Origin of the sequence: Burkholderia sp. BCC0419 (genome assembly GCF_902830285.1) — a bacterium.
GTDB lineage: Bacteria > Pseudomonadota > Gammaproteobacteria > Burkholderiales > Burkholderiaceae > Burkholderia.
Map to the genome: position 1 here is coordinate 2,109,143 of NZ_CADESR010000001.1, position 23,567 is coordinate 2,132,709.

12 protein-coding genes are annotated in these 23,567 nt (G+C 64.8%); 2 read left to right on the forward strand and 10 right to left on the reverse strand.

The window, feature by feature from the left end:
* Positions 1–2: 2 nt before the first annotated feature.
* The 5 genes from bcsB to HWW87_RS09425 all read right to left on the reverse strand — a co-directional run bounded on the left by bcsB (position 3) and on the right by HWW87_RS09425 (position 7,465).
* Positions 3–2,336, reverse strand: coding sequence for a cellulose biosynthesis cyclic di-GMP-binding regulatory protein BcsB (bcsB, locus tag HWW87_RS09405; RefSeq protein ID WP_244107162.1), 2,334 nt, complete (start codon positions 2,334–2,336; stop codon positions 3–5).
* An 836-nt stretch (positions 2,337–3,172) separates the two neighbouring features.
* Entirely contained in the window at positions 3,173–3,625 is a 453-nt protein-coding gene (locus HWW87_RS09410) for a hypothetical protein (RefSeq protein WP_175820066.1), read from the reverse strand.
* On the reverse strand, positions 3,625–5,034 hold the full coding sequence (locus HWW87_RS09415; protein WP_175820067.1) for a phosphatase PAP2/dual specificity phosphatase family protein: 1,410 nt from the start codon (positions 5,032–5,034) through the stop codon (positions 3,625–3,627). The genes HWW87_RS09410 and HWW87_RS09415 overlap by 1 nt, the downstream gene beginning before the upstream one ends.
* Positions 5,031–6,800: a bifunctional alpha/beta hydrolase/class I SAM-dependent methyltransferase gene (locus HWW87_RS09420; protein ID WP_175820068.1), complete on the reverse strand. Its 1,770-nt coding sequence runs from the start codon at positions 6,798–6,800 to the stop codon at positions 5,031–5,033. Before HWW87_RS09420 ends, HWW87_RS09415 begins: the two co-directional genes overlap by 4 nt.
* A 59-nt stretch (positions 6,801–6,859) precedes the next feature.
* Positions 6,860–7,465, reverse strand: a complete 606-nt coding sequence (locus HWW87_RS09425; protein ID WP_175820069.1) for a CDP-alcohol phosphatidyltransferase family protein — start codon at positions 7,463–7,465, stop codon at positions 6,860–6,862.
* 469 nt (positions 7,466–7,934) lie between these two features.
* Here HWW87_RS09425 and HWW87_RS09430 point away from each other — a divergent pair, with 469 nt between their 5' ends.
* Positions 7,935–8,567 carry a lysophospholipid acyltransferase family protein gene (locus HWW87_RS09430; RefSeq protein ID WP_175820070.1) on the forward strand — a complete coding sequence of 211 codons (633 nt, stop codon included), beginning with the start codon at positions 7,935–7,937 and terminating at the stop codon, positions 8,565–8,567.
* 37 nt (positions 8,568–8,604) lie between these two features.
* Positions 8,605–9,534, forward strand: a complete 930-nt coding sequence (locus HWW87_RS09435; RefSeq protein ID WP_012328300.1) for a phosphatidate cytidylyltransferase — start codon at positions 8,605–8,607, stop codon at positions 9,532–9,534.
* 234 nt (positions 9,535–9,768) lie between these two features.
* Here the strand turns inward: HWW87_RS09435 and HWW87_RS09440 are convergent, their stop codons facing one another.
* The 5 genes from HWW87_RS09440 to HWW87_RS09460 form a co-directional block, all read right to left on the reverse strand.
* A complete protein-coding gene (locus tag HWW87_RS09440) occupies positions 9,769–11,508 on the reverse strand; it encodes a ShlB/FhaC/HecB family hemolysin secretion/activation protein (RefSeq protein ID WP_175820071.1) in 1,740 nt (579 codons plus the stop codon).
* Positions 11,509–12,149: 641 nt separating this feature from the next.
* Complete coding sequence (locus tag HWW87_RS09445; protein WP_175820072.1) at positions 12,150–12,611, reverse strand: hypothetical protein; 462 nt, start codon at positions 12,609–12,611, stop codon at positions 12,150–12,152.
* Positions 12,605–13,945: a polymorphic toxin type 22 domain-containing protein gene (locus HWW87_RS09450; RefSeq protein WP_175820073.1), complete on the reverse strand. Its 1,341-nt coding sequence runs from the start codon at positions 13,943–13,945 to the stop codon at positions 12,605–12,607. The genes HWW87_RS09445 and HWW87_RS09450 overlap by 7 nt, the downstream gene beginning before the upstream one ends.
* Positions 13,946–14,012: 67 nt before the next feature.
* Positions 14,013–14,288, reverse strand: a complete 276-nt coding sequence (locus HWW87_RS09455) for a DUF4231 domain-containing protein (protein ID WP_244107163.1) — start codon at positions 14,286–14,288, stop codon at positions 14,013–14,015.
* Positions 14,272–23,475, reverse strand: coding sequence for a hemagglutinin repeat-containing protein (locus HWW87_RS09460; protein ID WP_175820074.1), 9,204 nt, complete (start codon positions 23,473–23,475; stop codon positions 14,272–14,274). Before HWW87_RS09460 ends, HWW87_RS09455 begins: the two co-directional genes overlap by 17 nt.
* Positions 23,476–23,567: the final 92 nt, after the last annotated feature.

The window sequence follows — 23,567 nt, forward strand, 5'->3', positions numbered from 1 at the left end:
CGTTACATCCCCCGTCGACGCGCGGCGATTCGCTGCAGCACGCTGAACACGCCGAGCGCGAGCAGCAGCCCCGCGACGACGCCGACCGCGCCGAGCACGACCGGATGCCGCGCCGCCTCTGTCCACACGCGCGCATACCACGGCACGAAGCCGACCACGTAAGGCTCGCCGACCCGCAGGCTGTCGACCTGCCCCGGCCGCACCAGCGCGAGGTCGCCCTGCAATTGCGACACGAGCCCGCCGTTCTCGAACACGTCGAGCAGATCGCCGAGGCGCGGCTGGTCGGTCGCCGTCAGCGCGACGACGCTGCGGCCGCGGCTGCCCGGCAGCTCGAAACCGGCGAGCGCCGCGAGCGGGCCCGTCTGTTCGATGTGCGCGCCGCCGTCGGCGACGCCCACGCCGTTGCGCCAGCGCTCCTTCACCGTGAACGCGACGCGCGTCACGCCACCGCCCGCGCCGCCCTGCTCGCCGATCGCGAGCGGCAGCGCCGTGCGCCACTGCGCGAGCAGCGGCGACGCCGGCGAGCCGTCGATCACGAGCAGATCCTTGTGCCCCGACAGCGCGGCGACGTCGCCGGGCCGCGCGACCTGCACGCGCAGCGCCGGGTAGCCGGTCCATTCGCCCATGTGGCCGAGCATCGTCAGATAGGCCTCGAGCTCCTGCGGCGACGGCCGGTCGGGCATCACGACGGCCGTCTGCGACAGGTCCGCGAAGCGCGTGAACGGGAAGCCGCTGTTCGCGAAGAACGCGAGGTTCGGCAATTGCGCGTAATGAACGAAGTGCGAGAAGTCGATCGTCGAATCGGGATCGATCGCCGCGCGCTGCGGCTCCGTGGCCGCGCTCGAGCACAGGCCCGTCTTCTGCGAATCGAGCGTGAAGCGGAACTGCAGCTGGTTGCCACTGCCGACGCGGAACGCGGGAATGTCGACGTCGCTCGTCACGCGCCCTTCCGGCACCGCCAGCAGCGGCAGCTGCATGCGGCCGTGCGCGTCCTCCGCGTGGGCCGGCCCGAGCCGGTACGACTTCACGAGCTGATCGTTGATCTCGACCGCGAGCGTCGAATTGTCCTGCACGGTCGGCGCCGTGTAGCGGTAGCGCAGCGTGATCGGCACGCCCGCGCCGTTCCACGAATGCAGATCGGCCGGCACGCGCAGGTTCAGCCGGATCGCGTCGGGCGTCGTGCCGCGCACTTCGAGCTGGCGCGGGTCGTTCACGAGCTCGCGGAACGCGATCGGCCGATTCACCGGCAGCCAGCGCGGCGCGTCGTACGGCTTGCGCGGCGCGCCCAGATCGACGTGCGCGACCGTCGCCGCCGGCCCCGACAGCGCCGCGCGGCCGAGCACGAGCGTCGCGACCGCGTCGTCGACCTCGGCCGCCGTACGGCCCGTGACGACCAGCAGCTTGCGGCCCGGCGCGGCCGGGTTGTCGGCGACCGCGAGCAGCGGGCCGCCCACCGGCGGCAGCGCGAGACCGGCCGGCAGCATCGCGGCCGTGCCGACCACGACGGCCTGGTCGTCGGCCGGCAGCGCGGTCGACACCGGGAAGCGCGCATGCCGGTAGTCGGCCAGCGCGCCGAACCACGACGCGAGCACGCCCGCGCTGCGCAGCGTCGCCGAATCGGGCGTGGCCGGCAGCACGAACGGCAGCCGCACGCGGCCGTTGTCGCGCCGGTCGAAGAACGGTGCCGGCAGCAGCGCGAGATCGTTCGGCAGGCGCACCGGCGATTCGTCGAGGATCAGCTCGCTCGTCGGGCTCACGTCGGCCCACAGCGCCGAGTTCGTCGGATCCTCGCAATGGTCGAGCGTGTAATGCGCGATCAGGCGCAGGCCGATCTGGTTGAAATCGGAAAAGTAGCGCGGATCGATCGGGATCTCCTGCGTCACCGTGCGGCCCGCGCGGGCGGCGTCGAACGGGACGGTCGCGATCACCTCGCCGTTGACCGACACCTTCAGGTGCGACAGCGGAAAGACCAGCGACGGCGAATACGCGTAGGTCAGGCGCAACCGCGCGCCCGTGATCACGCGATCGAGCCGCACGCCGGCGTTGATCGTGCGTGCGTCGTCGGCGCCGCGCAGGCGCAGCGGATCGAACGCGCCGAGCGACGCGAACGGCACATGCACGGTCGTCGCCGGCAGGCCGGCGGCCGGCGCGCTGGCCGCCGTCGGCGCGGCCGCGGGCACTGCGGCCGGCGCCACATCGGGCGCCGCCGCGCGACCGGCAGCGGCCGTCGAAGCGGCGGCCGGCACCGCCGGCATCGGCGCGGCCGACAGCGCGGCCGTGTGGAAAGCGCCGGTCATCGCGGCCGCCAGGACGAACAGCGACACGGCCGGCTTCATGCGCCGCCCCGCGTCGTCACGATCGTCCGGTGATCCTGCGCGTCGCAACCGACGCGCGCAAAGCAGCTATGCCCGTAAGTGCACATCCCCTCTGCTTCCCCTCATATCTATGACTTGATTGCATTTATCGGTACGACGCGGCGGATGCTTGAATGACCGGTTCGTCGCGCTGGGGGGCGCCTGGCACAGGCGTCCGCCCATTCGTCACACTATCTCAAAAATAGAACAAAACTTACCGTGATTCGCGACTGAGAGGCGAAAAGAACCCGAATTCGGTCGAAAATGCTGCGCAGGAAGAACGAACAGCAAGAATTGCGCCGTTGCCGCCGGCAGGCCGACACGGCATGCTGCCGGCGCGCGACGGCTGGCCCGGCACCGGCTACGGTCCGTTGCGGACCGCCGAAACGCGCTGCCGCGAGCGGCGCGTATGCTACCGCAAGCACGCACTGCGCGACGGATTTTCTTCGCGGAAAACTGATTTGAATCAATTCATCGACACCGCCACCCGCTCCCGGGCGTGCAGCGGCGCGGCGCCGGTCGATATCGCGACGACCCGGGCCCCGAGATTCGGAGCACGATCGCTCACGGCCGGTTTCCGCCAATAACGCGCGTGCGCCCTGCCAGATCTCGGCGTTCCGCGAGGTCGGGCTTGCGCGGAGCGCGCGGCAAGCCGGCGAATCCGCCGAATTCGACAGCGGGCGCTACGGCCGGGTGTCGGCGTCGGCAGCGCGGAGCGATCGGCCGACGGCACCCGTAAGAAAAACGGACTGGCCGCGCATTCGAAACAGACGACGCAAGGAACCAACTGAACGCGGTCGCCGCGTACAGGCGCCGTGCTAGCCGGTCGGCGACACCGCGATCGCGATCCCGACGACGAGCCACTGCACGATCGCGACGAGCACGGCGGCCCGGCACAGCCCGACCGCGCCGCGCACGCGCGCGTCGAGCGTGCGCCCGGCCTTCGTCGCATCGATCCAGCCCAGATCGGCGAGCGCGCGGTCGAGCGCCGCGAGCCCGTCGTCGACCGACCCGTCGCCGTCCACCGCCCGGGCGAGCGCGGCAAACAGCCGCCGGTCGATCTCGATGCGCGCCGCGTACCACAGCGCCGCGATCCCCGATCCCGTGCTGACGGCGGCCAGCAGCACGCGCGCGAGCGTCGCCAGCGGCCAGCCCGCCGCGATCCATCCGCCCGCGCCGGCCGCGGCCAGCGCGGCCGCGATCGCCCACACGCCTGCATCGAGCGCGCCGCGCGCGGCGGCGATCCTGAACGGGGCGGACGGATCGCGCATCACCCGCGCGCCTCATCGCGACGGCGATCGATCCACTGCTGCAGCACGGCCACGCCGTCATCCGACCACACCGCGTGCGGCCGAACCGCGCGCACCGCGGCCAGCGCGTCGCGCGCATCCGTCAGCCCGCGCCGCGCGGCAAGCCATGCGGCCGCGCACAGCACGCTGCGCCCGTAGCCGAGCGCGCAACAGACCAGCACGTCGCGCCCTTCGCCGTGCAGGCGTTCGAGCGCCGCGACGGCCTGCGCAAGCTGCGCCGCCGTCGGCGCGACGAGGTCGAGCTGCGGCACGCACGCATACGCGAACGATGCATCGGCCGCGGCCCAGCGCGGCATCTCGGCGGTCAGGTCGACCAGCGCGGTGAAGCCGTGGCGCCGGATATCGCGCGTCGTCGGCGACCGGCCGATCGACACACGCTCGTCGATCCGCACCGGGGTCGGCTGCCGGAACGTCCACAGCCGTGAATTGACGAACGCGCCGGCGATCGTCGGCGCGAGCAGCCAGCCGATGAAGACCGGGAACCGCCCGTGCGCATCCTTCTGGAATGCGCCGGGCGCGCCGCGCCGGTAGGCCCATGCGACGCAGGCGAGCGCCAGCGCGACCCACCCTGCCGCCAGCGCCCAGCCCGGCGCGCGCGGCACGCACGCCAGCGCCGCGAGTGCGACCAGCGCGGCACCGAGCACATAGCGGCGCGCGAGCGCGCGACCGGCCTTACTCGGCGACGCATCGGCGCCCGGCAAGCGGCCCGCGACATCGCGCAGCGGAAACAGGAACAGCGCGAGACAGCCGACAGCCGCCCCGGTCGGCACGTCGATCGCGTGATGCTGGTAGGTCGTCAGCACCGACACGCCGATCGCCGCGAACCACAGATGCAGCACGACGCGCGCGAACGTGCCGCGCAGGTGCTTCGCATAGACGGCCCACAGCACGACGAGCAAGCCGATATGCAGTGACGGCGCCTGGTTGAACGGCTTGTCGAAACCCATCAGCAGCGTGAACAGCGCACCTGCCACGCCACCCGCGTCGGGCCGTTCGAAGCCGAAGCGCAGCGGCCACGCGATGAAGCACGCGACCGACACCAGCTGCACGGTCAGCAGCCGCTTCACGTGATCGAGCAGATCGTCGCGGCGCGTCCAGAAGAAGAACGACAGCGCATACAGCAGGTCGATCGACCAGTACGGCACGATCGTCCACGGCACGAACGGGATCGCATGCTCCCAGCCGAACGCGAACGTCGGCACCGCGGCGCGGCGCGCGGCGAGCCAGTTCGCGAAGCCGTACGTCGAGAAGAACACGGCGCCCATCGCCGCGAGCCAGCCGAAGCGCAGCGCGAACGACGCGTCGCGCGCGCCGGCCGCCGGCTCCGCGAGCCCGCCACGCGCGCCCGCGCCGCCGCCGAGCGCGCTCATGACGCGTCGACCCGCTGCGCGAGGCTGACCGTGAAGATGCCCATCTCGTCGATCCGCTGGTCGAGCTTGCGGAAACCCGCCCGCGCGACGAGCTCGTCCATTTCGGCCTGCGAACGGCGGCGCATCACCCAGGTCGACTCGCCACGGTGATTGTTCAGCGCGCGCGCGATGAATTCGAGCTGCGGATGCCACGGCTGCCCCGTATAGACGAGATAGCCGCCCGGCGGCACGGCCTGCGCGAGCCCGCGCAGCGAGCGCTCGATCAGCGCGTTCTCGCCGAACAGCTCGTACAGGCCCGACACGATCGCCAGCGTCGGCCGCGGCTCGAGCGTCGCGAGCGACGCCTCGTCGAACGCGTCGCCGCGTTCGAAGCGCGCGATCGGCTCGAGGCCGCGCTGCGCGATCAGCACGCGCCCGGCCTCGACGTTCGGCGGGCTGTAGTCGCGCAGCGTGATGTCGTCGGGCGCCGCGCCGTCGCGTTCGGCGGCCGTCGCGATCGCATCGAGCACGTAGCGTCCGTGGCCGGCCGCGATGTCGACGATCCGCACCGGCGTGCCGAGCCCGCGCAGCCGGCCGATCGCCGTGCCGATCAGTTCCTGCAGATGCACCTTGCGCTGGCGAATGCCGACCCAGCCCGGCGAATCGAGATACGTGCGGTCGATCAGCGCGCCGATGCCGAGCCGCCCCTGCGCGCGGTTGCGGTACACGTAGTCGAGCGTCGAGCCCGAATCGAAGCCGAGCCGCAGCCCGAGCGCGATGCCGTCCGACAGCGCGCCACCGGCTTTGAGGCCGGCGCGCGTGAGCGCCCAGTACGCACGGGCGAACACGTTGGCCGGCGGCCGGCCGAGCGCCGCGTACTCGTCGTGGAACGCGCCGCGCCGGTCCGCATCGGCGAGCGACACGCGCGGGCTCGGCGCATCGAACTCGCGCAGCACGAACGCCCGCAGCGGCGCGAGCGCCTGCGCGCGGTCGCGCTCGCCGAGCGTGTCGTGATAGAAGCCCGGCAGCACGATGCGCTCCTTGCGCGCCGAGCCGAGCCGCTCGAAGAAGCGGTCTTGCGGGCCGCGATGCACGACCCAGTCGGCGCCCGAGATCAGCAACTGCGTCGGCACGGTGATCGCGGCCGCGTCGGCGACGATCCGCTGCGCGGTATCGTGCAGGTCGAGCAGCATGTTGACCGCGATCGGCCGCGTGATCAGCGGATCGGACGCGTAGCTCGCGATCCGTTCGGGATCGTGCGTGAGGAATTTCGGCTTCACGTAGCTGTTCACGTAGAACAGCCCGCGCAGCTTGTGCATCAGCCGCAGCCCGGGCCGCGCGAACGGCACGTAGAGCTTGATGTGAAACGCCGGCGACGCGACGACGAGCGCGCGGATCGGCGGCGCGTAGTCGTGCGCCCAGGTCGCCGCGAGCACCGCGCCGACGCTCTGGCCGATGACGGCCATATCGTCGATCGCGATGCCGTGCGTGTCGCGGATATGCTCGACGAAGGTCTGCAGGTCGCGCACCGACGCAGCCGCGCTCGGGCTGTAGCCGCGCGCGCCCGGTGAGCGGCCGTGGCCGCGTGCGTCCCAGGCGAAAAAGGCGAATTCCGGCAGGTCGAGCTCGTCGACGAGGTGTGCGACGCGCGCCGAATGTTCGTGCCCGCGATGCAGCAGCACGATGGCGCCGCGGCAGCGCGCGCCCGTCGCTGGCCAGTGACGATAGAACAGCGTTTCGCCGTCGTGCGTGATGAAGTCGGCCTCACGGGCCGTGCGTGTGCTCATGCGATCTCTCTCGTTTCGTTATTCGAATGATGTGGCGCCGCCCTCCGGCGCCCGGCCCGTCAGCCGCCCGCTTCGGCGATGCCGGCCTGCACGCGCCGCACCGCCGTCACGATCGACAGTACGATCAGCAGCCGCCACAGCCACGCGGCGACGCTGCCGACCGGCAAGCCGAGGCCGATCCACAGCGCGAACGCGCCGAGGGCCAGCGCCCGGTCGCTCTTGCCGAACGGGCCGTCGTAGCGGCGCGTCGCGCCGACGAGCGGGCCGATCAGCCCCGCGCATTCGACGATCACCGCCGTCAGCGCGAACAGCCAGACGTCCGCCGGAGCGAACGCGGGAACGGCGAGGAACGGCAGCACGAGCGCGACGTCGGACACGATGTCGCCCAGCTCGTTCAGGTACGCGCCGAGCGTGCTCTTCTGCCCGTGCTCGCGCGCGAGCATCCCGTCGATCGCGTTGAGCGCCATCCGCGCGAACAGCCATAGCGGAATCAGCAGGAACAGCGCGCGGGCGAACACGCCGAGCCCGGCGAGCGCGCCGACGACGATCGAGCCGCCGGCCGCGAACAGCGTGACCTGGTTGGCCGTGACGCCGCGTTCGGCGAGCGAATTCGCGAACGGGCGCAGACGGTTCTGGAATTTGGGTTTGAGTGCGTAGAGGCTCATCGTTTCGTATTCGTATTATTCGCGCGGCACGGTCGGATACGTTTCCCGCCGCCATGCCCCGGGCGGCGAAACGGCCGTCGTCGGCCTGGATTGAACGGCCCTCATCGTCGCCGAGCGGCCTCGATGCGTCAAGCATGCAGGCCCGCCCCGCCCGCGTGGCGCCAATCTGGCGTTTTTCGGCGAAACTCGCGATAATCCGCTGGCCCGATCGCAGCGAGATCCCTTCGAACTGCAGACGGGCACTCGTGCAACAGCCGATTATCACGCCGCCGACCGGCGCATTCGCCGCGACGCAACAGCGTGCGACGGCGAATCGTCCGATTATCGCGGACCTGCGACAGGCAGCCACGAACTTGAAAAAATTTAAACAAGAGCCGTCCGGCGCGCATCCTGCCGCGCCGGCATTCCGGGGTTCCGCCCGCCGCGCGTGCGCAGCGGGCCGGGCATGCACGCAGGAGGCAGCGCGCCGATGAACATCGTCAACGTCTGGCAGCGCGACTTCCTGCTGTCCATCGTGCGGCTCGTCGCCGGCGCGTATCCCGTCTGGCATCAGGCGCCGCCGTCGCCGACCCAGAAGATCTATTTCTCGAACCATACGAGCCACATCGACACGCTCGCGATCCTCGCCGCGCTGCCGCGCGACGTGCGCGCGGTCGTGCGGCCGGTCGCCGCGCGCGACTACTGGGACAGCAGCGACCTGAAGCGCCACATCGCGCAGAAGCTGCTGAACGTCGTGCTGATCGACCGTCACCGCGAAAACGGCGGCGACCCGTTGGAGCCGGTGCGCGACGCGCTGCGGCAGGGCCACTCGATCATCATCTTCCCGGAAGGCACGCGCGGCGCCGACGTATTGCCGCAGCCGTTCAAGAGCGGGCTGTTCCATCTCGCGACCGAGTTCCCGGACGTCGCGCTCGCGCCCGTCTACCTCGAGAACCTGCAGCGCATCATGCCGAAGGGCGCGATCTGGCCCGTGCCGCTGATCTGCAAGGTGCATTTCGGGGCGAACGAAGCGCTCGGCGCCGACGAAGACAAGCCGACGTTCCTCGCCCGCATGCGCGACGCGGTCGTCGCGCTCGCGCCGCCGCAACGGCCGGCCGGCTGAACGCGGCGCTCCCTTCTCCCTTTTCCGGATATCAACCATGCGAACCCTCTTCTGGGAACTGGTCGCGGGCGTCACGGGCGTGCTCGTCGTCGCGACCGTGATCGGCGCGATCCTCGGCGCGCGCAGCGGCGGCACCAGCGCGACCATCGTCAACCTGAACCAGCGCATTCGCGCATGGTGGGCGATGATCGCGATCATGGCCGTCGCGATCGGCCTCGGCAACAACGTCACGTACCTGGTGTTCGCGCTGCTGTCGTACCTGACGCTGCGCGAGTTCATCACGCTCACGCCGACCACCGCGAGCGACCATACGACGCTCTTCATCGCGTTCTTCATCGCGATCCCCGTGCAGTACCTGCTGCTCGGCATCAACTGGTACGGGATGTACTCGATCTTCGTGCCCGTGCACCTGTTCTTCGCGATGTCGCTCGTGTCGGCGCTCACGCAGGACACGCGCGACTTCCTGAGCCGCAACGCGAAGATCAACTGGGCGCTGATGGTGTGCGTGTACGGGCTGAGCCACGCGCCGGCCGTGCTGATCCTCGACATTCCGCGCTACGCCGGGCAGAACGCGCTGCTGCTGTTCTTCTTCCTGTTCGTCGTGCAGATCAGCGACGTGCTGCAATACGTGGTCGGCAAGTTGTTCGGACGCCGCAAGATCGCGCCGCAGCTGTCGCCGTCGAAGACGATCGAGGGCTTCGTCGGCGGCGGCCTGCTGGCCACGCTGTGCGGCGCCTCGCTGTATCGCGTGACGCCGTTCAGCTTCGGCGCGGCGTTCGGCATCTCGCTCGCGATCGTGATCGCGGGCTTCGTCGGCGGGCTCGTGCTGTCGGCCGTCAAGCGCTCGCTCGGCACGAAGGACTGGGGCTCGATGATCGCCGGCCACGGCGGGATGCTCGATCGCGTCGATTCGATCTGCTTCGCCGCGCCGGTGTTTTTCCACCTGGTGCGCTACCTGTATGTGTGATGCGCGGGCGGCGCAACGCCGCCCGTCGTACGCCAAAACTTGTCGCCGATCGAGCACCGTGTCGGTCGTCCAGCTGAAGTGGCACTGGCAAGCCTGGCATTCAAACATCGATAGCCGGCCGACTGTTCGCGAACAAGACTGCAGCGATCTGCGCGGTCAGCAACACCGTCGGTTCCCGGTCCTCGTCGTCGTTATCGAATCCATGAAGCGCCGGCCGGATTGATCGCGTATTCATCAAAACTGGGCCGTCAGCTGGAACCCGAGCGTGACCCGGTTCGTCGGGAAACCAGACGGCTTGTACACCGGCGTACCGGCGAACAGGTCGTAGCCGTACCCGCCGAAACGCGTCGCGACGCTCCCCTTCACGCCGATCACCGCGCCTGCCAGTTGCGTGCCGACCAGCGCGACCGGCTGCGGGCCCCACACGCGGCCGTAGTCGAGGCCCGCGTAGGCCGCCACCCCCGTCTGTCCGATCGGCGCTTGAAGCTCGTTGCGCCAGTAGAAACCTCGAGAAGCCGCCAGCATCGTCTCTCCATCGAAGCCGCGTACCGTGTAGCGGCTGCCGATCGTCAGGTCGTCGATGTAATACAGCGTGTGGCCCGTGTATTGGCCGTGGAACGTCGTCACGTAACGGAACGGCTGCTGCGCGATAGCGAACGGCACCGACAGGTTCGCGTCGAGCACCGCCATCTTGTAACGGTAGGTCGGGCCGCCGTCGGCCGCAAGAATGTCGTCCTGCGCGCCGAATGCGCCGATGCCCTGCCGGTACGCGAGCGTGCCGTCGAATTGCGCGTTGCCGAAGTAGTGACGATCAGTCAGGCCGAATTCGACGAACGTGTTGTTGCGGCGCTGCTGCGGAATTTCGGTGTCTTCGATGAAGCTCTGACCGAAGCGGCGCGACAGCCGGAACTGCGCACCGAACACGTCGTTCTGGCTGCGCGACAGCACGCGGTTCAGCTTGAAGTCGACCGTCTTCGAATTGCCGCTCGCGATGAACGTCTGGTTGACGCCGGCGATCTGCTGGTAGTACGTGCTCGTGTATGCGGAAAGCGTCGCGGTCCAGTACCCCCACGGGATCGAATAGAAGCCGTTCCAGCCGTGCGAGCCAAGCCGCTTGTCGCCGAACTCGAGATCCTGGCTCATACCGATGTTGAAGATGTCGTTCAGGCCGAGCGGGTTGTCGACGCCGAGCGACAGGTTGCCCTGCAGTCGGCCGGTCGCGCGTGTGCCCGAGTTGTCGATCGAGGCGACGACCGTCCACGGCTTGCCGCGCTTCACATCGAGCACGACGTCACTTTCGCCTGGCACATCGGCCGGCACGATCTGCATCGACACGTCCTGGCTCGACACCCGTTTCATCTGCTCGAGGCCCTGCTCGAGATCGCGCAGGTTCAGCAGTTCGCCGTCGCCGGTCGGGAAGGCGGTTTTCCAGGTGCCGCGGAGCTTCTCGTCGGCGAAACGCACGTGGCGAATCACGCCGGGAATCAGCGCAAACTTGAGGGTACCGGTCGACAGATCCTGTTCGGGCAACAGCACGCGCGTGGTGACGTACCCGCGCGCCAGGATCGCTTGCGACAGGCCCTTGACGAGCACGTCGAGCCCCTGTTTGCCGACGCACTGGCCGGTGTAGTGCTCGAGCCATTCGCGCGCGAAGGCGAAGCGATCCATCGGCAACGCCGATGCGCCTTGCGATTTCAGGGATGCAGGCAGTGCGTCGGGTACGTCGAGTGCGAAATGCTCGATGCGAAAGCACGGTGTTTCGGACGGCAGCGCTGGATAGCCTGCGCTCGCCGTCACGCTCGAACGCACCCCGGGCGCGGTGACGGTCCGTTCGCGTTCACGAGCCTCTTCCTGCTGTCGGGTTTGCTGGTCGTTACCTGGAACAATCAGACGCGGAGCTTCTTGCGCCGACACACCGGTCACGATAAACAGCAGTGCTGCGGCAGCCAAATTCCCTCGGCGAATAATTTTCATGTTTTTCTAGATATGAGTCGTTGACTACAACCGAATCATGCGCATTCGTCAAGGATGCGACTACTTATTAACGCTACCAGCACACTGATCGCCGAGAAAAGTCCAGAAATAAATGCACGGGTGGCAGCCACACGAGTCCAATCAGCAGGATGCTGCTCGTGCATCATCTTGCCCCACTATTCCGGATTTTTGCTTCCGCCAACTGCTTGCTATCCAACCATCCTACTTTCCAAGAAATATCTCAGTATAAAAATATATTCTTCAATGCCACGAAAATTACGAAGCCCATAATTTCAGCGAAAGAGCACCAGCAGATAATTTTCTGCAGCCGTGTTTTCGGAACAGATTCAATTGGCGCCCCTGGCCACCATCTAACTCAAGCTTCCCTCAACCAATCCAGAATCCCATGTCAATAAAATTTTTTATCAAAAAATATTCTTTAGCATCACGCACGCAATGAAACTCACAATCGCAACGAAGACAATAACCCCACCATCTTCTGAAATAGTGTTTTGTTTTTAATCATGTAATCCCAACAAATTTATTATCCTGATTTATCTTGATCTATATTACACTCCCAGACCACCCTACATTATGTGCCCGTCAGAATTTCAGGATGCGGCCATCAGTTAGCAAACTACTCAACGCGCCTCGCCAGTACGTAGTAAACGCTGGCACTTAGAAATACTCGCAGCATCGAAAATCATTGCTATCGAACCATTCCTATCAGCTGTCGGAGCAGTTACTGATGCAAAAGCACCACCCTTACAAAGCGACAATTCGTTAGCCTCCTTTTTAACTGGCACCCATCCGCGTGCAAGCAATGTATTGCCGTAGGCTCTCTCTAGACCAACACCCCATGTTTTCCGATCAACACTCAGCAAGAGATAAACTCTCGCGAACGTTGTTTTTTCATTATTGTCATAACGAACAACACGCCCACCATCATTAATAATCGCTCGCATATCGTCACGCATCATCGCCAATTGGTCGAATAGTTGGCCTTGCGTAGGATCAGCTTGACAAGATCGAACAAGGCTGACCATTGCCACCGCGAAAATCGCAATTATCAAAAATTGAAACCACGTTTTAAATTTCACCAACGGGAACCTCCGACAGGCTTCGATACCGTAACACCAGTTGAAACTCCGGGCGTACCAACCCCAAACTCAATAGATGTCTGACCACCAATTGAATGATTCAATCCTATGCAAACGCCAAGCATACATCCGCCGATCGGAATTGCGGCTCCATTAAGGAAATTATTGGTTTCAAGCGTGGGGGAATCGCCTGGAAACAACAGATACCCAAACATAATATTCCCAGAGGGTGAAAACGGATTTGCCTTCCCACCGCCCACGTATATCTGGCCATCATGCAAGTTCACGGATGTTCCGTAGGCGACGCTCATACCGGATCCATTTGCGGAAGAATAATCCGGCGCCCGAAAACCAGGCCCTGCCGACTTGCCCGAGTTGCTCGCCAACGCAACCTGCTCGGGCGTTGGCGAGCCGTCCTTATTTCCGAACATGAGCGGATTATTGTAGTACTGGTCCTTGGCAAACAGTCCACCACCGTTCTGGTTAATATAAGCCACCGCTGTCGAATCACCACCCGGTCCTTTGCTGGCTGCTGCATCCACCAAACGATATCCATTCACCAGCAACATGTTCTGTGCTTGATCGATCGTAATGTCTTGCCCGGTTTTCTGCTTATAGAACGCCACGAAGTCCTTCGCGCGATCTTGCGCCCACTTCCGTTCGTCCGGATGCAACTGCCGATTGAATCGGTCAGCGTTATACCCAGAGAACGCTCCCGCTTCACCGCCAACTGCGGCACCGGCTCCCGTCGCAAGCGCGTTCGCCACGATGTTGCCCAGCGCCTGATTCATATTCGCGTTGCCGGTCGGATCGCTCCCCGCGATCGCGCTGCTCAGTTCGTTCAGTTTGCCTGAAGCGATCGACGCAATCGCCGCACCGGCGGCACCACCTACCGCGTTGCCGCCCGCCAATCCGGTCACCAGCGCCGCGCCTGCACCTTGCATCAGTGCACGGTTCGCCCCGCCTTCCTTCCACGCGTCGACGCCTGCCTGGTCGCCATTGGCTGCGGCGTCCTTCATCATCTTGTCCGCGTAGTCTCCGATCCGGCGCGACACCGCTTCGCCAGCCGCGCTGGCCGCAGCCATCATGTCCGACTGGTTGGCCAACAGGTTCTGCATGTCCGGCAGTTTGGCGACTGTTCCGTTCGTGTTCGTCGTATCGCGGTTCAAGCTCGCCACATCCTGCTTCTGGTTCGCCGAATCCGTGATCGTCACCGTCCCCGCGCTGACGCCGCTCTTCGTCGTCGCGCTATCACTACCGCTGTCGTTCTGCCCAAGCATGGGCGCTGCACCCCCCGCATTCTTGCCCGACGTGCTGCCGTGCGTACTGTAGTTCATCCCGCCGTCGCCGGTCGTCGCACCCGCACTGAAGCCGCTCGAAATCGCATCGCTGAGTTTATTGTCATCAGGACTTGTCCGGCTCGTCGCTCTTCGCTTCGTAGCTCTTGCGTGCCTTTTTGTAGCTGTTATCGAATGGCTTGATCCTCAACATCGCGGCGCGACTTGTATAGCCACCGACCAGCGCTATCCCGAAGCCAGCCAATAACACAATCCCTCCAAAAATTGATGGCGGAATGAATTTGACTGCGACATACATCGCCAATACCCCTATCACAATCAAACTCAATCTCACCCATCGAGGAAAATTTCCATCCTCGAACAATTTAATTTTTCGCACCATTCCCTCCCGTGTTTCCCGTTGCCGCCTTCACGACGCTCTGCCAATAAGAATTGAGTATCCCTTGAACCTTATTTGAAATATCACTGCTGCTAACGGTATTCGACACTCCATTGATAACCGGGCCTAGGAGTGGGTATTTCTCCGATGCTGCATTCGACACCACGTTCAGTACGCCACCAACGCCATACTGCCCAAAGTCTGGACTCACCATCTGTCCGATAGCATCGGCGCCGACACCAACGGCAGTCGCCCCAAATGCAATCTGCGCGAACAATGGAGCAAACGGAGATGGGGCAGACGCCAGTGCGCCGCTCGTCGACCCAACCCACCCGGCAGTCGTTGAGGTGACCGACGCTAAATCACCCGTGGTTGACTTGATGTAATTCACGTCGGTTTGGTTCGGCAGGCGAGTAAATGGCCCTGTCAGCGTGAAATGATAATCTGGCTTCGCCGGCTGATCGTAACTGAACTGGCTCGGCACCTGACTAGGCACAGCCGAGTTCGCATTTGCCACGATGTATGCCTGCAGATCCGAGTTCACCTGTGCCGTCGCCTGGGTCAGAATTGGTTTCCCGTCGGCCGTCGAACCCGCATAAATCCATTTAGCCCCAGAGTCCGTCGGCGCTTGCCCCACCAGCGTCTCCGGCGCACCTGATTGATGCTGGCCATCGACCGACACACCCATGATTCTCATCTGATCCTCAATTTGCGCTTGGGTATATTTACCTTTGCTCTTCTCTGCCAACTGCTTCGCGAGCGTCTTTTCCTCAGGATGCAACTGCCGATTGAATCGGTCAGCGTTATACCCAGAGAACGCCCCAGACTCCCCACCCACAGCTGCACCGCCCCCCGTCGCAAGCGCGTTCGCCACGATGTTGCCCAGCGCCTGATTCATATTCGCGTTGCCGGTCGGATCGCTCCCCGCGATCGCGCTGCTCAGTTCGTTCAGTTTGCCTGAAGCGATCGACGCAATCGCCGCACCGGCGGCACCACCTACCGCGTTGCCGCCCGCCAATCCGGTCACCAGCGCCGCGCCTGCACCTTGCATCAGTGCGCGGTTCGCTCCGCCTTCCTTCCACGCGTCGACGCCTGCCTGGTCGCCATTGGCTGCGGCGTCCTTCATCATCTTGTCCGCGTAGTCTCCGATCCGGCGCGACACCGCTTCGCCAGCCGCGCTGGCCGCAGCCATCATGTCCGACTGCTTGGCCAACAGGTTCTGCATGTCCGGCAGTTTGGCGACTGTTCCGTTCGTGTTCGTCGTATCGCGGTTCAAGCTCGCCACGTCCTGCTTCTGGTTTGCCGAATCCGTGATCGTCACCGTCCCCGCGCTGAGACCGCTCTTCGTCGTCGCGCTATCACTGCCGCTGTCGTTCTGGCCAAGCATAGGCGCTGCACCACCCGCATTCTTGCCCGACGTGCTGCCGTGCGTGCTGTAGTTCATCCCGCCGTCGCCGGTCGTCGCACCCGCACTGAAGCCGCTCGAGCTCGCATCGTAATGCGACTGGTTCTGGATGTCCGAGAAGGACAGCGAGCCCGTCGTCAGCGAATTCTTCGACGCATCCGCTTGACTTGCGATGAGTCCACCCTTCAGGTCGGTATTACCGGTGACATTGATATTGAAACCGCCGTCACCTGCTTGAATCCCGGCTTGCTCATTGACGCCGGCATAGCTGCCCGACGCGTTGCCCTTGCTCTGGCTGAAGCTCGCACTGGCACCGCCCTGACTGATGCTGAAGCCGCCACCCGAACTCGACTGATGCGCCGCGCTCGACAACGTGTCCTGCACGCTGACGATGTTCAGGTTTCCACCCACGTCGGCGTTCACCTGATTGCCCTTCACGTTCGAGCCGATGATGTTCGTATCGCCGCCCGAGATGATCGTCACATTGTTTGCAGCATTCACATGGCTGTTGTTCTGCGTGGCCAGATCGCTGTTACCGTCGCCGTTGGCCTTCGACATCGCCGCGGAAACACCGAACCCGCCGGTGCCGACCGACACGCCCACGCTCGCGCTCTTCGACTCGTTCGTGCTGCGAGTCGAATCGGTGTCCGTCGTATTGACGATATTGACCTGATTTTTTGCCGCCAGAATCACATCGTTTGCGTTCACATTCGAGCCGGCGATCGTCACATTACCGCTGCCAGCCTGACCGTTGCCGGTCGCCGCAAACGCCACCGTTCCGCCCGCATTCACATTCGAGCCACGATTCGTCACGCTGTCTTCGGAAAACGCGCTCTTGCTATGGCTACTACCGACGCTGACTTCGACCTTGAACTGAGGCGTCTCGCCCGCCCCCAGCGTCCTGACCAGATCGCCCGCAGCCATGTTCGCATCCCACGCGGCGCTCGCCGCGGCCATCCCGTGCAGCGCCGCTGCCCGGCCATCCTGGCTATTGCCGGACGCACGCGATTGACCAACGGCATTCGATACCGCGTCGATCACCGGTGCCTTCAGCGCCAGCGTCAGGCCGCTCTTCGAGACCTCCTGCGTCTCCGCGCGATGGTTCTTGTCCTGCGCCGCGTCGATCGTCACGTTCGCGCCTGTCCCGCTGAGATTCTTCGCTGCGATGAGGTCGCTTCCGGTCACATGCAGATCGTTTCCAGCCGTGATGTTGAGGTTACCCTTCAGCGAACCGATCGTGCTGCCGTTGTTCGATACCTCGGCCGTCTGACTGGTCGTCTTCAACGAACTGCTGCCCACTGACACCGACAGTCCGCCGCCCGACATCAGACCGGATTCCTTCTTGTTGTAGTAGCTCGACGATTGCAAGGTGTCCTGCGACGTCGTGACCGTCACGTTGCGCGCTGCCGCGAGCGTCACGTCATTCGTTCCGACGATGGTGCTGCCCTGAACATTGACGTCCTTTCCACTGACGATGTTCACGCCGTCCGCCGACACCAGACTGCCGCGATTGAGCGTCATCGTCTGGTCGATCCCGCTGGCGACCTTCACGCCGCTCACCACATTGCTATGGCTATGCGTTTCATGCGAGTTCAACTCGTGCGTTTCGGTTGCCGCGCCGACATTCACATCACCAGCCGCGAGCAGGTTCGCATTGCCCTTCTCGAGGCTGATTGCGCTGCCGGAGAGCGTAATGTCCTTGCCCGACACGATGTTGACCGTGTCGCCGCCCTTGAGCGTCGTCCCGGTCAGCGCCTGATCCGACGTGTGCAGCGTCTCCGCATAGCTGCCGTGACTGTCGCTGCCGGAACTGTTGCTGTTCACCGTCGATGTCGTGCTCGCCGCGCCGAGCGTCACGTTGCCCTTGGCAGCAAGCGTCCCACCCTGGCCGAGGTCGATCTGCGCGCCCTTCGCCGTCAGATCGCCGCCCACGACGACGTTCGATTGCCCGCCGACCGTCACCGAGCTACCGGTGACCTTGTTGATGTCGGTGTTCGACACGCCGTTCGCCCGCTGCACGATCTTGTGCTCGCCGGTCTGCACCGCACCGAGATCCCAGTTACCGCCGACGTTCATGCCGAGGTTGCCGCCGACCGACAGGTTGCCCGCGTTCTGCTGGAAGTTGCCGCCAGTGACGATCGACGCATTGCCCGCGACGTCCAGCTTCGCTGTCGGCCCGAGCGTCGTCACCACGCTCGTGGCACCGTCGCGGCTCACGCGCGTATTGGTCTTCGTCGCGGTATCGAGAATCAGGTCTTTCCCGGCATCCAGTTGCAGACTGCCAGCCTTCACGTTCGCCGACGTCAGGTCGATGTTGTTCTCGGTCTTCAGCGCCATCAGCCCGCCGCTTTGCAGCGCGCCGAACGCGTTGTCGATCTGCTTGCCCTGGATCGCCAGCGTGTTGTCTGCCTTGATCGTGCCGCTGTTCGTGAATGACTGCGCGTTCTGGAAATCGATGTTCGTTGCGGAAATCAGCGGGCCATTGACATTCTGCTGGCTGGCTTTCGCGAGATACACGACTGGCACGAGCACCGACTGGCCGTCGACCACGCGCGTTTCCATCATGATCACGTTGCTGGTCAGCTTCGACACCTGCTCGGCCGACAGGCTCGCGCCCATCGGCAGATCGAGCGACTTCGACAGATCCGCGCCCGCCGTCATCAACGATTGATACATCGTCTGCAAGTCGGCATACGGCCCCAGCACCGCCTTGCCGGTCAGCGCCGTTACCTGATTGCGCACGAGCTGCTGTTCATAGAAGCCGTCGCCGAGACGCTTCGGAATATGCGTGAGGTCGACGCCGAGTTGACCGAAGAAGTAGTCGCTCGAAATGAAGTTCTTCTGGTTCGTGAACGCCGGGTTCGTCTCGATCACGTAGTTCGCATTCGGCGCGGTAGTCGGCCGGTACAGCCCGCCCTGCGGAATCGTGAGGTTGTTCAGCACGTTCAGCGCCGTCGCGCTGGCGATGATCGGATCGACCGGCGCTGGCGGCCCGCCGTGCACCGACGACGCGCCCGATTTCACGCCACTCGCGTTACCGCTCAGGTTGGTCGGTGTAAGACCCGGCACCGACTGCCCCGGCAACAAGCCGAGCGACGGAATCGATGCGTTACCGGCCGTGTTGCTGACGCTGACGCCCGTCCCCGAGATCGTGCCGTTAGAACTCAGCGTCGAAAAGTAGCCCGGCAGCGTGTAATCCTTGATCGACGCCGGCGCCGCCTGCGTATAGCCGCCTGGACGCCCCGTCACGAACGGCGCATTGCCGAACGGCAGTTGCCAGTCGTGTTCGGTGTTGTCGTAGTTGTTGTAGTGATATTGCCCTGAGTAGGAAACCGTCACGCCCGGCAGTTTCTGGCCGGATGCCGCCCAGCCGTCGGCGTCGTAGCGGGCCGGCATCTTGATGTCGCCGACCGCCGCGATGTTGCTCCAATAGTTTTGCAAGGTGCCGACCGACGACGCATCGATCTTGCCGCCCGACACGATCTGCGCGGCCGGGCTGATGTCCGTCACGGTCGTCGCCGTCGCGCTGTCCGCATAGTAGGTCGTCTTCTGGTAGTTGCTGTTCCACTGCCCCCCATGAGGCGGATCGGTCGGAACCCCACCGACGAAATCCAGAAAGAGTTCACGCACTTCGGGCTTGCTCAGGTCGACCCCGCCCACGTCCCGACCCGAGCAGGCCTCCATGTGGACCGCCACGCATCCGGACATGCTGATGCCGAACTGCGCGAGCAATGCCGGATCGATCTGGCTGGTGGACGTCTTCATCACGCGGCGCGTGCTCGTCACCTTGTCGGCGTGCAGTTCCATGTCGGCGCCGGACTGGATCAGGGCAGACACGTTATTGATCAGCGCCGCGTTCCTGTAGTTGCCGCTCGCGTCCTTGCCGCCCGCCAGCACGACCTTGCCCATGCCGAAGATGGCGGTCGTCGCCATCGAATCGGCCGCAGTCGTGTCGTCGCGGTTTTCAATGTCGTGCGCGAGGATTTCGAGCGTGCCGCTGCTGTCCGATGCACCGATCAGCGCGGTCGGCCCGAGGTTCGAGATCGTATTCGTCGCGTTGAGCGAGGCGCTGGCGCCCACGAGCGCACCGGTATTGATCAGGTTGGTCGATTGCGTATGCAGCAGGCCGCCGGCCGTCAGGGCACCCACGTTGACGATGTTGCCCGCGTTCACGCTCAGGTTGTTGACCGATTGCAGGTTCGCGTTGTTCGTGAAGGTGCCGGGCAGCGTGAAGGCGAGATCGTGACCGACGTTGAACTGCGTGTCGGATGCTGCTGTGTAGTCGCCCTGCAGGTTCACGTTCGCGTCGTGCGTTGCGCTGTACGTGCCGCCGCCCTGCAGCGTGGCCGCCGCGACCGACAGATCGTGCGTCGAGCTGATCTGGCCGTTCGTGTTCGTGATCGCGCCGGTCGTCGTGACGTCCACGTCGCCGTTCGAATTCGTGACGTTGCCAATGGTGCCGCCACTGTTGTCCAGGGTGTTGCCTTGAACATGCAGCGATGCGCCACTGAGCTGACCGCCTTGCGTGTTGCTGATCGACGCCGCGCTGACCGTCACATCGCCATTGCCGGTAATCGCGCCCATGCCCGCTACGCCGCCGGCGTGGCTGTTGGCGATCTGGCTGCCGCCTTGCACCGTCATCTTGCCCGCACCGAGGTCGACAATGGCGCCGTCCGCGTTGTCGATCGAGGCCGATTGAATGGCGAGCGTGCTGGTGTCGCCCGCTGTCGACTGCCCGGCCTGGATGTGGCCGCCCCGGTTTGACAGGGCACCGCCGCCCTTCAATGACAGCGACGCATCCGATCGAAGCAGGCCCTGCGCGTTGTTCATGTCGCCCGCAATCGTGGCGTTGATGCCGCGCTGCGCGGCGAGGATACCGCTGGCGTTGTTCCAGGAAGCCGCGTTGACGATGGCTTGTCCCTTCGTCACGATGGTGCCCGACGCGTTGTTCAGCGCACTCGATCCGTTGCCCGGCGCAATCGTCAGCGTACCCGTGCCAGCGTGCGTAATGGTGCCGCCCGCGTTGTTCAGCTCGGCGGGGTCAAGCGTCAGGTCCGTGGCGTTGGTCTGAATCACACCGGCCGCCGAGTTGTCGAGCGTGCCGCTGACATTGATGTCCATCGCCGACGAGCCGTATTGCGTGATCGTGCCGGCGTGGTTCACGAGGTTGGCGGCCGTCAGCGCAAGCTGATTGGCTTCGAGCTTGCCGCCGCTGTTGTCGAGCATCGAATCGGCGATGACGGACAGGTTCGGCGCGACGATCGAACCGCCCTGGTTCGTCATCGAACCGGTGCGGATCGTCGCGTTCGTGCTGGCACCGATCTGGCCGCCGTCGTTCGACAACGTACCGCTTGTGGCACTTACGTCCGTATTCGACAACAGCTTGCCGCTCGCATTGTTCAGCGTACCGCCGACGGTTGCCGTCAGTCCGTTCTGCGCGTTGATCGAGCCCGCTGCGTTGTTCAGCGTGCCGGTTTGCGCGACGACGCGCCCGTTGCTGGCGATCGCGCCACCGATGTTCGACACAGAGCCGGAACCGTTGCCGAGCGTCAGCGTGCCGTTGCCGGCATGGGTGATCGTGCCGCCATCGTTGACGATCGACGTCGGTGCGAGCGTCAGGTCGGTACTGTTGGTTTGCAGCGTGCCGCCACTGGAATTGTCGAGCGTGCCGGACACGTCCACGCTCATCGCGCTGGCGCCGGTCTGTGTGATCGTGCCGCCGTGGTTCACGAGATCCGTCGCGTTCAACGACACTTGGTCGGCCTGTACGGTGCCCGCGCTGTTGTCGAGCGTCGTACCAGTCAGCGCGGCTGTCCGACCGACGATCGAGCCGCCGTTATTGACCAGGCGTGCGCCCGCATCGACAGCGACCTTTTGCGCAGCCTGCAGCGTGCCGCTGCCGTTGTCGACCGACTGGCCCGATACCCGCAGATTCGTGTTGGATGTGATCGCACCGCGATTGACAACGTTTGCGCCTTGAACCGACACATCGCCATTGCCGGCGATGACGCCGCCTTGCGCGCCATTCGCCGTCACGCCCGCTGCGTTGGTCAACTGGCTGCTGGTCGTCACAGAGAGACCGTCGCTGTTGAGCGACGTAATCCGACCCGCCGTGTTGTCCAGTGACGCACCAGCCACCGTCATGCCCGCCGCGCTTTGGATGGTGCCCTGGTTGTTCGCGATGGCGCCGCCCCCCACGTCCGCCGTGCTTTCGGATACCAGCTCACCCGACTGGTTGGCGATCTGGCCGGCGACGTTGACCGACAACGGACCCTGCGACGAGACCTTGCCGCCTTGGTTCGACAGGTTGCCGCCGGTCAGCATCGTGCTGCCGCCACTCGACAGGCTACCGTGGTCGTTGATCACCGTGCCCATCGCGTTCGCGTGAATAGCGCCTTGCGCGCTCGTCGTTGCGTTCGACAGGTTCACGTCGCCGGCAGTCGCGTTCAGCGACAGATCGCCGTTCGTCGCCGTCTGGCTGCCGGCGAGATTCACGCTGCCGCCCGTCAGCGACGCATTGCCGCCTGCGACATTCTGGCCGGTCGCGGTCAGTTGGCCCGACGCAGTGAGGTTCAGGTCGCCGCTGTGCGCGACGGAACCGTCGTTGTTCACGCCCGCGCCGAGCGTGCCGGTCGAGTTGACGCTGCCAGCGTTGACCGTCGTGTTCTGCTGCGCCGCGAGCGTCCCGGTGTTCGTGAGATCGGCGGCGGTGTTCGCCGACAGCGATTGTTGCGCATACGTGGTGCCGCTATTCTGGATGCCGCCCGAGGCCGACAGCGCCATATTGCCGCTTGCCGTGGTCTTGCCGGTGAGCACGAGCCGGCCGTTCGACTGCAGCGTCAGGTCGCCTGCCTGCGCGGCGATGGTGCCGGCGTTGGCCACCCCCACACCAAACTCGTTCGATGCGAGGACGATCCTATTGGCATACATACCGCCCAACTGGCTCACGTCGATCGCGACTACCGGAGCGGAGCCGTCGCCGGCGATCGGCGTCGCAGCAAGCGTGTCGTGATTGACCTGAGCCGCGCCTGCGATCACGTTCAGGTTCTTCGCATAGATGGCGGAATTGACCTGTACAGCGCGGGCGATAAGGTCCACCTGATCGGTACCGGTTGCGTTCAAGCCGGCGCCCGAGACGGTCACGAGGCCGCGGTTGACGTTGTACCCGGCGAGCGAACCATCGGCGCCGTAGTACGGCACGCCGGTCGTCAAGGTCGCGCGACTGGTATTCAGGAAGGTTCCACCGTCCACGAAAATCCCGGACGGATTCGCCAGGACGAGTTCCGCGCGGGCGCCTGCGATCTCCACGGCGCCGCGAATTTGAGAGGGGTTCGGACTGTTGACCTGGTTGACGATGATCCGCGCGGCCTGCCCGGCTCCGTAATTCGGGTTGCCGTTGATCCAGCCCGCCTGCTGTGTCTGAACCATCGTGGCCGAGTTGTTCAGGATCGCGCCGGCCTTTTGGACATCGAACTGATTGTAGGTGTTGACCGATACGCCGGCACCTGAAGGCTTGGCCACGTTGACTTGGGGCAGACCGTTCGGCGTCTGGATCACCTGTGTGCTGGTACCCGGCGTCGGGATGATCTGCGCACCGGACAGGGGGGGCAACATGCCGAGCGCGGCGACACCTGCCATCACAACGCGAACGCCAGACGACGATGAACGCCGCCGCGCACGCGCCTCGCCCGTTGCCGATTTCCCCTCAGCCGTCGCCGTCTCCGCGACGGCAACCACCATACCCCGAAGCCTGAAATACACCAGGCGATGCGTATTCTTGTTCATTCTCGCCGACGCGGCCTGCGTCCGTTCGTTTGGTTATTGAACGCGAGCTTACTGAAACATCGAAAAACGGCTGTCAAATATTGCCAAGATGT